The 13,327-nt window shown below is 56.8% G+C and carries 12 protein-coding genes, 1 tRNA gene and 1 pseudogene; 8 read left to right on the top strand and 6 right to left on the bottom strand.

The features are described from left to right. Nucleotide 1 precedes the first annotated feature (1 nt). A complete protein-coding gene (locus LDH74_RS12595; protein WP_345778526.1) occupies nt 2–673 on the bottom strand; it encodes a helix-turn-helix domain-containing protein in 672 nt (223 codons plus the stop codon). A 134-nt stretch (nt 674–807) separates the two neighbouring features. Between LDH74_RS12595 and LDH74_RS12600 the strand changes: the two genes are divergently transcribed. Continuing rightward, nucleotides 808–1,167, top strand: a complete 360-nt coding sequence (locus LDH74_RS12600) for a hypothetical protein (protein ID WP_226039068.1) — start codon at nt 808–810, stop codon at nt 1,165–1,167. A gap of 65 nt (nt 1,168–1,232) precedes the next feature. Here the strand turns inward: LDH74_RS12600 and LDH74_RS12605 are convergent, their stop codons facing one another. Continuing rightward, nucleotides 1,233–1,928, bottom strand: a complete 696-nt coding sequence (locus LDH74_RS12605) for a hypothetical protein (RefSeq protein ID WP_226039069.1) — start codon at nt 1,926–1,928, stop codon at nt 1,233–1,235. Between the two features lie 240 nt (nt 1,929–2,168). Here LDH74_RS12605 and LDH74_RS12610 point away from each other — a divergent pair, with 240 nt between their 5' ends. The 3 genes and pseudogenes from LDH74_RS12610 (at nt 2,169) to LDH74_RS12620 (ending at nt 5,501) form a co-directional block, all read left to right on the top strand. After that, complete coding sequence (locus LDH74_RS12610; protein ID WP_226039070.1) at nt 2,169–2,909, top strand: alpha/beta hydrolase; 741 nt, start codon at nt 2,169–2,171, stop codon at nt 2,907–2,909. Between the two features lie 536 nt (nt 2,910–3,445). Then, nucleotides 3,446–4,473 (top strand): annotated as a pseudogene (locus LDH74_RS12615) (ABC transporter substrate-binding protein). Nucleotides 4,474–4,541: 68 nt separating this feature from the next. Next, nucleotides 4,542–5,501 carry a TIGR00269 family protein gene (locus LDH74_RS12620; protein WP_226039071.1) on the top strand — a complete coding sequence of 320 codons (960 nt, stop codon included), beginning with the start codon at nt 4,542–4,544 and terminating at the stop codon, nt 5,499–5,501. Between the two features lie 349 nt (nt 5,502–5,850). Here LDH74_RS12620 and ftsZ read toward each other — a convergent pair whose 3' ends face one another. From ftsZ to LDH74_RS12635, 3 genes are all read right to left on the bottom strand, one after another. After that, the gene (gene ftsZ, locus LDH74_RS12625) at nt 5,851–7,041 is read right to left on the bottom strand and encodes a cell division protein FtsZ (RefSeq protein ID WP_226039072.1); all 1,191 of its coding nucleotides are present in this window, start codon (nt 7,039–7,041) and stop codon (nt 5,851–5,853) included. A 2-nt stretch (nt 7,042–7,043) separates the two neighbouring features. Then, the gene (locus LDH74_RS12630; RefSeq protein ID WP_098725804.1) at nt 7,044–7,223 is read right to left on the bottom strand and encodes a ribbon-helix-helix domain-containing protein; all 180 of its coding nucleotides are present in this window, start codon (nt 7,221–7,223) and stop codon (nt 7,044–7,046) included. Between the two features lie 197 nt (nt 7,224–7,420). Then, nucleotides 7,421–8,062, bottom strand: a complete 642-nt coding sequence (locus LDH74_RS12635; RefSeq protein ID WP_226039073.1) for a ribbon-helix-helix protein, CopG family — start codon at nt 8,060–8,062, stop codon at nt 7,421–7,423. A gap of 125 nt (nt 8,063–8,187) precedes the next feature. On the opposite strand from LDH74_RS12635, the gene LDH74_RS12640 reads away from it, so the two are divergent. Then, nucleotides 8,188–8,261, top strand: a tRNA-Tyr gene (locus tag LDH74_RS12640). 459 nt (nt 8,262–8,720) lie between these two features. Here LDH74_RS12640 and LDH74_RS12645 read toward each other — a convergent pair. After that, complete coding sequence (locus tag LDH74_RS12645) at nt 8,721–8,996, bottom strand: hypothetical protein (protein ID WP_226039074.1); 276 nt, start codon at nt 8,994–8,996, stop codon at nt 8,721–8,723. A 720-nt stretch (nt 8,997–9,716) separates the two neighbouring features. Between LDH74_RS12645 and LDH74_RS12650 the strand changes: the two genes are divergently transcribed. From LDH74_RS12650 to LDH74_RS12660, 3 genes are read left to right on the top strand one after another with little or no spacing between them, the layout of a single operon-like run. After that, nucleotides 9,717–10,421 (top strand): hypothetical protein, encoded by a 705-nt coding sequence (locus LDH74_RS12650; RefSeq protein ID WP_226039075.1) that lies wholly within the window; start codon nt 9,717–9,719, stop codon nt 10,419–10,421. A 49-nt stretch (nt 10,422–10,470) separates the two neighbouring features. Next, nucleotides 10,471–11,787, top strand: a complete 1,317-nt coding sequence (locus tag LDH74_RS12655; protein ID WP_226039076.1) for a hypothetical protein — start codon at nt 10,471–10,473, stop codon at nt 11,785–11,787. A gap of 1 nt (nt 11,788) precedes the next feature. Further along, nucleotides 11,789–13,222 carry a hypothetical protein gene (locus LDH74_RS12660; RefSeq protein WP_226039077.1) on the top strand — a complete coding sequence of 478 codons (1,434 nt, stop codon included), beginning with the start codon at nt 11,789–11,791 and terminating at the stop codon, nt 13,220–13,222. Nucleotides 13,223–13,327 lie beyond the last annotated feature (105 nt).

Here is a 13,327-nt window from a genome sequence, read left to right on the forward strand (position 1 = left end):
GTTAGGGCGACTGAGCGTCCGGGTACACCGTGTTCTCGATGAGCGTCTCGACACCGCGCCGGAAGCGCTCCGAGGTCGCGTTCGGCGAGATGCCGAGTCGCTGGCCGAGTTCGGCGAGCGAACACGACCGCGGAATGTCGAGGTAGCCGGCGTCGACGGCCGCGACGAGCGCTTCCCGCTGTCGATCCGTGATCCCGTACTGAGAGCCGGAGTCGTTGGTGAGCTCGCGCCCATCGTGCAACTGCTGCAGTTCGACAGCGAGATCCTGATCCACGAAGAAGGCGTGAAACCCCTCGAGCGCCTCCTCGCTCGGGAACGCGACGCGAAAGCGCCACCCCTCGTGCGTCGCAGTTACCTCCTGTAAGACATCGCCCGCTTCGATCACGGTCGGATAGACGCTCGCCCGCTGACCGTCGTCCGTTAACTCGAGTTGGTAGAGTCGGCGACCGTCGAGGTCGACCACCTGTAAGGGGGTTTTGACGGTCGGGTCGACCTCGAGACCGGCGTCGAACGCAGCCACCTCGTCGTCGCCGTCGACCCAGACGAGCATCTGATGGGTATCGTCTCTGGTGAGGTCCGACTGTTCCCACGTGACTTTCGTATTCGGTGCGCGCGACAGCGTTTCGCGGAGAATAGGGTAGTCGATTACAAGCGTCGCAAGTAGCATCGCCATGAGATACCGCTGATACGTATCGGTTGGGTATCTCCGTTTCGGCCCCGTTCCTCACGAGTGATCGCGACCGTCGTAAAAAGGCCGTGAATACTTACGCCCCGTCCCTATCCGGTGGGACCGTTCATTGGGAGGTGATGACTGACCAAGACGGAATGGGGAGCGAGGACTCCATCCCGATCGATTCGTCTTTTGTCGCGTTGAGCGATCCGTGCCGTCGTTCCCTCTGTCGGTACGCGATGCGGACGGAGACGGAGCACGTTTCGCACGAGGAACTCGTCGATTACGTCGTCGAACGAGCACCGGAGCCGGTCGCGGCGGACGCCGATCGGCGGACCGTTGCGACGGAACTCGTACACATTCATCTCCCGAAGCTGGCCGACGCCGGATTGATCGAGTACGATCGGCAAAGCGGCGTCGTTCACGTCGATCGCGCGACGATCGAGGAATGCCTCGAGCGGGCCCGTACGACGATCGCAGACTTACAGGACGTGTGAGGTATCGTGGCCACTGAAACGAGTTATACACTGACTTTCAGTGGCTACTACAGGTACCGACGGCGTCAGACCACGTCGCCGCGTACCGTCACGCCGTCCTGTTGTTCGCGCCAAGCGTGGAGCTCCTGTGCTGCTGTCTCGGCCTCGTCGCCGTCCAGCCCGAGCATCTCGAGCGCCGCGGACAGCGTCGGCAGGGCGAGCTCGCTCTCGCGGAGCTTCCGGAACGCCTCCTCGCTTCTGGTGCCGTCGGCCCAGAGACAGACCCCGCGGGGGTCGAGCAACTGCGTGTACTCATCGCGCAACTGCGCCCCGCGCAGCCGCTGGGTGACGTTGTCCTCGAACGACGAGTTACAGACCTCGAGGTGGATCGGCTCGTCGTCCCCGAGGAGGTGGGCCGCGAGACACTGCTCGGGGGCAGCGTGGCCGTTCGCGTTTGCCCGCAGGTACTGGGGGTACTCGCGGGCCCAGTCGGCCCGGACCGTCTTGCCGACCCCCTCGATACCGTGGGAGTCCCGGAACCGGGTCTCGGGATCCGATCCGTCACCGTCGCCGTCCGCGCTCGAGGCCGTCGGCTCGCTGTCGTCGCGCAGCAGGATATCCTTCGTAATGTAGACGTCCAGTCGCTCGACGGGATCGAGTCCGAGCGCCACGTCGCCCACGGCCCACACCTCGCGAACGGGTACCGGCATCCGCTCGCCCTCGACGGCGTCGACCAGTCCCTCGAGACGGTCGACCGCGCGCTCCCGTTCGAATCCACTCATTACGCGAGTCTGGGGTCTCGAGTCGCAAAACGGTTTCCCGTTACGTCCCTCTGGATCGGTCCGTCGCGGCGTCGACGGCCTGTCGAACGGGTCGGATGAACGGAACCCTCGGCGTCGACCGGCTCGACCGTGTCGGTGCGATCGACGGAATCGGTGTCCGCGGCCGCGAGTTCGGCTCGTCGGCGGAACCGCTCGTGTCAAGGAAGCAGGTTTTTACCGTCTCCCGGCGAACGGACACCTATGCGACACCGGATCTTCAACGAGGACGGCGACGAAGAACTCGTCTTCGTCATGGGCTGGGGCAACCGCTGGACCCACGAGAACGTCAGCTGGCTCGTCGGACAGCTGACCGAGGCCGGCTACCGGGTCCACGCGTTCGAGCTCCCCACGAACATCGACGACTTCAAAGCCGACTGGCTCGAGCCGGTTGCCGAGTACGTCCGCGACCTCGAGGAGTACCAGCTGCTGGGCCACAGCGCGGGTGCGCTCGTCGCACAGGCCTTGGACGGCGCGGACAACCACGTCTACCTGAGTCCGTGGTGGGGGTACGGCAAGGGGTTCCCGGAACCGCTGCTCGAGGCGGTGTCGAAACTGCCGACCACGTTCCCGTGTCTCCCCGTCGGCGACATGGATCGAGCGGCGCTCGGCTCGAAGGCTACCGACCATCAGATCGCAACGACCCCGTCGTGGGTCTCCCCGGCGTTCGTCCGGGAAACTCGCCGCGCACAGGACGAGCTACTGACGATCGATCACGACGCCGTCGTCTTCTGCTCGCTGCGGGATCCGGTCGTCAGCCTCCGAGCGATCGGCGAGCGCGTACCCGCCGAACACGTCGTGCTGTACGACGGCGGTCACGAACTGTTCTCGTCTGGGAGCCGCGAGCGACACGTCGACACGCTGCTGGCAGCCCTCGAGGACGGCGCCGAGGCCGTCGAGGCGGACGACGAGTCCGAAGAAGAGACGGATCCGGTCCCGGCCTGAGGCCGCGATCGGCCGGCGACGAGGGATGACGGACCGACGGACCGATGACCGCTTCGGGCCTGCTCAGTCCGGTAGCGAGGGCACGATGGTTACGAACCGTTCAGAGAAGAATAATTTAATGGAAATTGAAACAATAGTGGAATCGATATGGGTAGGGGACCGACGGAACGCAGATCGACGGGACGACGCCGAAGCCGAACCGATCGTCGAACGTTCCTCCGAATCGCTGGATCGGGTGCGATAGCGACAGCGATCGCCGGCTGCAGCGATACTGCGGAACCGACGGCTTCAGATACGGACTCGAGCGGGAACGAGACCGACGACGGCGAACCGTCCGACGACACGGGCGTAGTGAAGATCGGGCATCTCGCCCCGCTGGAACTGCCGATCGGGCTCGGATCGCAACGAAGCGCCGACGTCGCGGTCGCCGAACTCAACGAAAACGGGGGCGTGCTCGACAGCCGCGTTCGGCTGGTCCTCGTTCGTCGAGGTCGGCGGCCGGATCCGAAGGGACCCGCAGCTACTACACGACTGCGTTGGAAGCCGCCGGTCGTCTCGTTCACGAGGACGACGTCGATGTCCTCGTCGAGGCGAGTACGACGTCGGTGGCCCGCGGAATCGTCGATATCGCCGCCGAGAACGACGTTCCGTGTCTTCTCACCGGAACGGGATCGACGGCGATCCTCGAGGAAACAGTCGGCGAGGCGTACGACCGGTACCGAAACGTCTTCCGAACGGGGCCGATCAACGGCAACTTCAAGGCCGAACTGATGGGCGATTACGCCGCGTTCCTCGCGGACACACACGGCTGGACCGACTTCGCCCACCTCCCCGAGGACGCGCCGTGGACCGTTCTGTTCCGCGATCGGTTCACCGACGAGGTCGAATCCGAGGGCTGGAGATCGTGTACGAAGAGACCGTCTCCCGCAGCGTTAGCAACGACAGGCCGATATTCGACGATATCGAAACGGAAGCTGCGGACGCGCTCTTCCGGTTCGTCGATTCGGCAGGGAAACTGCAGATGCAGTGGATTACCAACCTGTACCCGTTTTCGATCGAAGGCATCCACTACGCCTCGATGCTCCCCGACTTCTGGGAGCTAACGAGGGGTGCCCGTTCGTACGAGACGACCGGCCACGTCGGAGGCGGTGGGATCGTCGATCTGACGGATCAGACGCTGGAGTTCGTCGACGCCTACGAGGACGCGGCCGGCGACGAAGCGCCGGGAAAGCCGTTGGAGACGGGAGTGAGCACGTACGACGCGATCCACTGCTACGCGCAGGCCGTCACCGACGCCGGGACCCTCGACTACCGAACCGATCTCGACGCCATCGTCGACGCGATGCTCGGCCTCGAGTACGTGGGTGCTGCGGGCGAGGTTTCGCTGTACGGCGAGGACGGGGCGTACCCGCACGACGTCCGACCGGTACGCAACGGGGACGGGCGGATCACGAACTATCCGGTGATCCAGTGGGTACCGGACGGCAGCGGCGGCGGCCGACAGGAGTGTGTCTTCCCGCGCGAACACGCGACCGCAATTCACCGGGTTCCACCGTGGCTGTAGGGCGGCGTCGGACGCGATCACACTCGGCAACGAAACCGTGATTGGCGGGGGGCGACAACGGCCCGCTAATGGACTGTAACCGGTGTAACGAGGAGGCGATCATGCACGCCGCGTACTCCGGAGCCCACCTCTGTCCGGACCACTTTCGCGAGTCGGTCGAAAAGCGGGTACGTCGCCGGATCCGGCGGGACGATCTCGTCCCCCACGATATAACGCCAGAGAACCCCCAGACCTGGGTGATCGGCCTCTCCGGCGGGAAGGACAGCGTCGTTCTCACGCAGATCCTCCACGACACGTTCGCCGAGGACCCCCGCATCGAACTCGTCGGCCTGACGATTCACGAGGGGATCGAGGGCTACCGTGACAAGTCGGTCGAGGCCTGCGTCGAACTCAGCGAGGAGCTGGGGATCCGCCACGAACTCGTCAGCTACGAGGAGGAGTTCGGCGTCCGAATGGACGACGTCGTCGAAGATGACCCCGAAAACATGGCCCCCTGTGCCTACTGCGGCGTCTTCCGGCGGGACCTCCTCTCGGAGTACGCCGAGGCGCTCGAGGCCGACCTCCTCCTGACGGGTCACAATCTCGACGACGAGGCCCAGACCGCGCTGATGAACGTCCTCGAGGGCGACGTCGAACAGATGGCGAAACACTTCGACGCCAGCCTCGGTCCGCTGTCCGACCGCGAGGAGCAAGACGAGTTCGTCCCGCGCGCGAAACCGCTCCGGGACGTTCCGGAGAAAGAAGTCGCTCTCTACGCCCACGTCGAGGACCTCCCGGCCCACATCACCGAGTGCCCCCACGCCAGCGAGGCCTACCGCGGTGAGATCCAGCAACTCGTCTACGACCTCGAGGAGAACCACCCCGGGACCCGGCACTCGATCCTCTCGGGATACGAGGAACTGGCGTCGATCGCCGCCGAAAAGTACGCCGGCGACGACGGTGCCGACCTGCAGGAGTGCGTCGAGTGCGGCTCGACGACGACCCGAGAGGTCTGTCGAAAGTGTTCGTTGCTCGAGTCGCTCGCGTAATCCGAGTTCGGTCTCCGCTCAACTGTCCCGTTTTCCGATCCCTGTCGTCTTGATCTCGTCCCGTCGGTCGTTCCGTCCCGGGACCGTTCGTTCTCAGCCGGCAGCGCGACGGACGTTCTACAGTGTATACGTCGTGTTATACACAGTCGAACGAATCGGCCACCGATGGAGCGTGCCGTCGGTGAGCGGGACGATATCGGATACCGAAGACAGCCATCTCGCCGAATGCTATCGCTCACAAACCAAACGACCGTAAAACGCGACTGGTGATACCGACTGCCGGTCGGCACGACGGTGGTGTGTCAATCGTGTGGTCGTGCCGGATCGGTCGAGCGGCGTCCCGTCGCGATTACCGGATTACGTCGACGCCGTTCTGTTTCTCGACTTGCTCGCGGCCGCCGTCGCTCTGCGCGCCGTATTCTTTGCCCGTCTTTTCGACGTTATTGCTCGCGTCGAAGTCGGCATCGTTCAGGCCCTCGATGCTCTGTCGGGACTTGTCGGCCTGCTTCTGGGTGGTCGGTCCGAGCACCTGTGCGCTCTGGACGCCGGTCATGATCGCCATGACGCGAACCTTGCCCTTGTAGTTCTCCTGAATTCGGGCGCCCCAGATGACGTTTGCGCTGGCCTCGAGGCGCTCGGTGATGTTGTCCGCGATTCCCTCGGCCTCTTTCAGCGTGAGGTCGGGGCCGCCGGTGATGTGGACGAGCCCACCGGACGCGCCGCGGTAGTCGACGTCCAGTAGCGGGTGGTTCATCGCGTCCTTGACGACCTCGTCGGTCTTGTTCTTGTCCTGGGTCTCGCCGACCAACATGACGGCGACGCCGCCCTGGTTCATGATCGTGGACATGTCCGCGTAGTCCAGGTTGATCAGCGAGGGCTGGGTGATCGTCTCCGAGATACCCTTGACGGTTTCGGCGATGATCTGGTCCATCACCGAGAACGCCTTGCCGATCGGCAGGTTCGGGACGTAGTCGAGCAGTCGGTTGTTGTCGAGGACGATGATCGAGTCGGCCTGTTCGCGGAGCTTCTCGAGGCCTTCCTCGGCTTTCACCGTGCGGGCGCGCTCGACGTTGAACGGCGTCGAGACCATCCCGACGACGATCGCACCCTGCTCTTTGGCGATCTTCGAGACGACGGGGGCGGCACCCGTGCCGGTGCCACCGCCCATCCCCGCGGTCACGAACACGAGGTCCGCGTCGCCGAGGACCTCCTTGATCGTTCCCTGGGCCATCTCGGTCGCGCGCTCGCCCATCGAGGGGTCGCCGCCGGCGCCGAGCCCGTTCGTGAGCGATTTGCCCACGAGGATCTTCGTGTCGGCCTCGATCATCTTGAGGTGCTGTTTGTCCGTGTTGATCGCCACGGTGTCAGCACCGTCGACGCCGATGTTGTACAGTCGGTTGATGGTGTTGTTACCGGCACCGCCCGCACCGACGATGACGATTCGGGGCTCCCCGAACTCGTCGTCATCGTCCATCGAGGCGTCCATCTCCCGGGCTTCTTCCTCCGCGTTCTCCAGGGCGTCCTGAACGATATCCTGCATCGTTACACCTTGGCCCAGTTGCGTTTGCCGGATTGGTCTGTGGGGCCGTCCCCTTGTTCATTTATCATCTCACGGACGGCCGACCGGATCGCTTCGCTCCGGTTCGGGAATTCGCCCGAGTCGACTAATTGCTCTACCTCATCGATCTGCTGTTTCGGAATTCGCAGTGTCACACGCTCCATGGTTGTATTCCCCGTTTGGGGTAAGACGGTGGCGCGCCCCTGTCAGACGCGGCGTGTCTTACGTTTGAACCGCCCGTCATCGGGCGATTTCCCGTCTTTACGACGAGTGTAAGACAATCCGTCTTACGCGAATAACCCGATGTCCGGCATAGATAATAAAGCTTTCGTCGACAGTGATTGTCTTCGTCTTACACCGGTCAGAACTGCGTCCCGTCGGACTCGAGGACGTCCGCCGCGGGCGTCCGACGACCGCAGCTGGGACAGAACGACCAGTCGGATCGGATCTCGTCGCCACACTCACAGAACAATCGTCGGGAGGCCTTCTCGCCACAGTTGGGGCAGTACACGTGGTCGCCGCCGAGTCGGTCGCCACACTGGTTGCACTGCCGTCCGTTCTCTCGTCCGTCGGGGGACTGCGTCCCCGCGCGTTCACGAGCCCCTGCCGCCTCTCCGTCGTTCGGAGTCGGCTCGCGCGCACCAGTCTGCCGTTGTCCGCTCGACTGCGAGTTCCGCTCGCTCGACTGGACCGCCGCCCCCTCGAGCGAGATCGAGACGTTGACGTCCTGCGGTTCGGGCGACGGCGTCGGGTCGCGTGCGTTCGAGCCCGCGCGGTCGATGCCGAGTTCCCGGAGTCGGTCGTCCACACGCGTGCGAATCAGTTCGTCGATCACGTCCGTCCGCGCCCGGTCCGATTCCGGGCGATCCTCGCTGCCCGCAGCCTCGTCGCTCCCCTCGAGGTACGATCTGAGCGCCTCTCGCATCGCTTCGCTCTTGGAGGCGTCGAGCTCCTCGAGTTGCTCGACGAGGTCGTCGTCCGCGCGGAACGTGATCTTGCTCATGGCCGAAGTACCTCCGTGTTATCACCCCTCCTATATCAATCATTCTGCTGTTCCGGCTCAGTTACACGTTCGTCCAGTCTCGAATAATAACCCTTATGTGTTCCACGGCGGCTACGTTTGGGTGCCCGCCCTTAGCTCAGACTGGTAGAGCAGTCGACTGTAGATCGACTTGCCCCCCGTTCAAATCGGGGAGGGCGGACTTTTACGACGACCAACACCGCGAGCGGAGCGAGCGGACTGGTCGTCGTAAAAGGAGACCGCGACACGATTTTGAACATGGAAGTCGCACGCCCACGCAGCCGAGCGAAGCGAGGCGAGTCGGAACGTCTTCCATCTGTTCAAATCGGGGAGGGCGGAAGCGAGCGCACCGGACTGTCTGACAGCTGTTCAAATTCACTCCACTCGAGACGGCCGCAGATTCTGAGTTGAACGAGGACCGTGTCGGGGGTCCGGGCCGTCCTCGACGAGATTAGCACGCCCCTCGAGGGCGAGAGGGTGTGGGCGCGGACTCAGCACGTCTAGGTGATCGTGTCGCCGATACGGTACGCCAACGGTGAGGGCACCGTCGAGCCGGGAGCGAACGCAGTCGCGTTGCGGTCCTCGCCGATTGTATTTCAGTGAGTCCCCGATCGTCATCCGATCTGCGTCCGACAGCAACTCACTCGTCGATGATCTGGTTCGCGCGGACGATGACATAGAGCAGGACGAGTCCGGTGCCGATTGCGAGGATGAACTGGCTTGCGAGCATGTACAAAAAGCCGAGTCCGGAAGTCAACCCTAGTAGGCCGTTGAAGACGACCCGAAAGAGGATCGGGACGAGGGCAACCAACACGATGGCCCCGATGAGTCTCGCAAGGGGGATCGCTTCTTCGATAAGCGGAACGGTATCGAGTTCTCCGGTCTCGGGATCGAAGAACGGTCTGGAGGGCGACATCTGCTAGAGATGACTATCTCGCAATAATATATTTTTCGACCGATAGTATCGGAGAGAGCCGCCCATACTACTGCCGCTTCCGGTGGACAGTCTGCAACTCGAGCGGTTCAAACACGAGTACGACATCGTTCTCGGCGGGGCCGATCTCCACGCCGTCCCGCGTGTACCAGGGATAGTCGACGCCTTCTCGTCCGGAGGTCGCGACTCGAGTGAGCTGTGACTCGCGCGCAGCGAGCGAGCACGTCTTACAGTCTTCGAATGAGAGCCGTATCGACCGTCGCCGCTGTCGTTTACACAGAGATTCCGAGTATCCCGTTGCCCACTCGTTCGCGTAACCCGCGCGATTTCGAGGGCACTGCCACGGCCGTTCGACGAGATCGCACCATCTCGAGTCGCCGATCCTCACGACAGCGGTAGTCCGCGTGCTCGTCGCGAACGTCGTCGGACGCCGCGTTCGATCCGAACTCGAGTCAGCCCATCGATCGGTCTCAGTGACATCGTGGGCGAGCCGGTAGTTCGGCAGTGTGCTCGAGTGGCTGTCGGAACCGCCGGTCGGTTCGCTCTCTTGGAGTGGTGAGTGCTCAAAGAGATCCTTGAGAGAATTGATGAAGGTCCAGCAATGTTGAAGATGCTGGTGCAGCAGTAGTATATTATGAGGAAACACTACGTCAGCGTTCTGCAGAGTTGTTAAGTAAGGGTCGTCACTAAGAGCTAGTATCCATGAAATCCGGAAGTATTGCCATTTCGAATGGTAGTGTTGAAGAAATCGATTCCTGCACAAATACGGTAGACAAACACGGATTTGAGGCCATAGAATGTATTGATATTAGAGAATCGATCACTGACCTATCCGGAAATACATTAGCTTTCAAGGGAGTTGCTGCAGAACAGTATCTCAAAGATGGGAAGTCAATTTCGATTTCTGAAGAGAGTGATTCGATCTCAGTTATAGAGGGAGCAGACCTTGCCTGGCGATATACAGATCTATTGATTATTCCAGATGATATTCTGGTCTTAGGAAGTAGCTCTGCCGACTTTGTATTTGAGATTATCAGATCAAATTTCGGTATTAACTTCGAAAGGGCGGAAATAGATCTTCAAGCCTACAGAAAGACCGTTGAAGATGAGTATTCGGATGTAGAACCTTGGAAAATAGGATTCTATGGTAGAGAAGGAAATGCAGATAACGGAGTCATTCACGGGAACAATCTATTGGATGATTCCGATATTGGTGAGATTCTGTCACACAATGCAACTAACCAAATTGGGTTGAATTTCTCACGGGACGGTAAACAGATGAAGACATTTGTGACGGAAAGTGGATATGTGGACATTTATCAACCAAGCGATTATGAATCCGGGCAGTTTGTGAATTATCTGAAGGAAGATATTCGACCATATCTTAGGACGGATTTAGTACTGTAATATAATTTCAAGTAAATATATATGTCAGGACTATACTTGATAGTAGTATATGAAATCAGAACGAGATGTTTTCGCAAATACATATGATTTAAGTGTACTTCGATCATCTGCGAATAAAATATCAAAAGGTGTAGAAGAGGGGCTGAATGGCTCACTGAGAGAGGAGATTGAAGCCTTAGATGCCTTGTTTTCTCGAGAAGAGTTTAAGGAGTGGATCGACTCATTGGACGAGGATCTATTCCAAAGATTGCGAAGGACTGTTCATCGAGAAGACCGCCGAATGACTCTAAGAAACCGAAGTTCGAAGCTCTCTTACATTCATAACGTAGATATTGATTCGGGCTTAAAAAAAGATGAGAAGATAGAGAAACTCGTTCAGCAACTGTCTTCCAGAGAGACTGCATATTATGATGCCCATTTTGAATTTGCAAGTACTAGCTCTTATTTATATACTATAGATGGATTTGAGGGAGTAGTAGGGGGTATTGCTACAGACGCCGCTGGGCCTCACGACGCTGAAGAAAAATTTGCAGAACGTGCCAGAGAGCGAGACGACATTGACGAAACATATGCATCTGCTGCAGAGGGGCTCGCACCAATCGCTGGAAAACTAGAGAAGGCACCAAAGCCAAGGGTGATTAAATTTGAAGATGAGGATCACATATTTATCGAATTTTGGGCTGTAGGGACAGAGGATAGCATATTTGACGGACAAGAGGGATATTCAATGAACTACAATCCTCGAATCCGATCTGCAGCTCGAATGCATCTTGATACTGGAATGGTAGAAGTGTTTGATGGGAAGAAAAAAGAGCAACACCGAAAAACACTCGTTGATCGGTTAGAAAAGTTGTGTAATGGGGCGAAATTAGTAACAGATGGAGGTGAACAAAAAACAAGAGAGATTAATATTCTACGGGAAAAAACACTCTCTGAAGACAATATTTGGGATGTTATGGACAGCATTGGTATGCTTACAACGCTAGAAGGTTTTGGAGGTAGGACAGCAGATGCAAAGCTTTCTGCAGTGCATAATAGAGACGTCCGGAAAGACGATACCCATGAGGACCTCCGTCATGATCGTAATTTAGAACTTGCAAATATTAAGTTATTTTTTGATGATCTAGAAGGGATTCGAGAGTTTGTGAAGCCATCTGAGATAGGTGAAAAAATAGAATTTGAGAAGGAGGCAACACAGTCAGAAATGAAAGAAGAGATAGGAAAAATGTTTGATTATAAAAATATTGACCACGTAACTTTGACTTTAAACGAAGACAATAACACGTTTCGAGTGCAAAAGAAAAATTGTTCACCAGCAACCCGCCAAGCAGTATTTCATTTGGTTTCTGAAGAGCTCGGGTGGTAAAATGAGGGAAGAATGGATCACAGATCCAAATAAGTTCGAAGTCCTTACAAAAGTCGTAAGAGAAACTGCTAGAGGAGGAATTCTAAAAGAATCAAAGATAGATACTGATGAGTTGGAGATCATTGAAGACGGAGTTAATGAAGATGTGTTTAAGAAGGACGAAATCAGAGCCTGTCCCAGTTGTTACCACAAATACCCAGAAAATAGTATCCCAGAAATATGTGAGGAATGTGATACAAACTTAGATAGAAACGAACCTATATCATCAAAGACAAGATATTTTGAATCGGTTTGGCCAGAAAAATTAGAAAAGGTACTTGATCCTTACACAGAAGATATCGAAGTTAACTTTACTAAGTCGAGATCGATAGAAGATGTTTCCCTATCAGATGTTACTATTGAAGGAAATGATCCCATATTACATATTTCACCATATTTTGACTTGGAACATCAATGGTACTCATTCCCACAGTATAGTGATGTATTTGTGGATTGGGTGCAAATTCCGAAATTGATAACAGAACCAGCTGATTCGAAAGAGGCGATCCGAAATTTTCTCGACACCAATGAGCTTAATGCCTCTAAGATAGGTGACGAACTTGGTGGTGTGGAAAATATACACTACACTGGTCCTGGGGCACCAGGTCCACAATACACCTCAAAGAGTTCTTGGTGTACTCTTCTTGATCGAGTCGAAGATAAACCTAAAGCGAATGAACTCTCAAAACGAAGATTTGGTATCAATTACAATGAGATGTTCGAAAGACTTGGGATAGAGTTCACCCACGCGCTATTTCCGTACGCAAATACACTCCATTTTGGTGGTAACCACGTACCAGACGGACTCCTTCATTTTGCGAAAGAAGGTGTCGAATCCACCTATCTGGTAGAATCAAAGTGTTACTCAAGAGATTTTAAAATATTTGAGGAACAGGATAAAGCAACAAGGTATATTGATAGGTTTGTGGAAAACGTTGAGGGTGATCCAGATATGGCTCACGATCTGAAAGGATACGTATTCTTTGCGTGCCAATTTGACGAAAAACGGGTGAAAGAAGACATCCACCAATTCATAGAAAAAAACTCACCGAAGAAAGATCTGGACATTATATGTATGAATGGTGGTATGTTGGAAGAAGGAATGGGGCGCTTGTCCTACCTATATCGAAGAGAGCCATCAGCAACTTATCGTATTTGGAAGCATACGAATTGGTATCAAGAAATGATTAACGGACTAATAGATTTTTCAGAGGAATATACAAATGATAAAGATTTATTTAAAAAGGATATACTTGAGACACTGGAGAATATCGGACATAAAAAGACTAGTACTGAAGAAAAAATCAGAGATGGTTTGAAGAAACCTCCATCGTGGAACGAGATCCAAAGCCAGACCGAAAACAATCGTCCTGAAGATTATCGAGTGACTTCCTAAGCGAATTACAGTGTCGGCAGATGTGAATATTTCACATCTCATTCATAGTGTGATTAGAATCTTCTTGATGTAGGGGTCTTTGAGCGTAATTCCACGCTACAATTT

This window comes from Natrinema sp. DC36 (assembly GCF_020405225.1).
Lineage (GTDB): Archaea > Halobacteriota > Halobacteria > Halobacteriales > Natrialbaceae > Natrinema.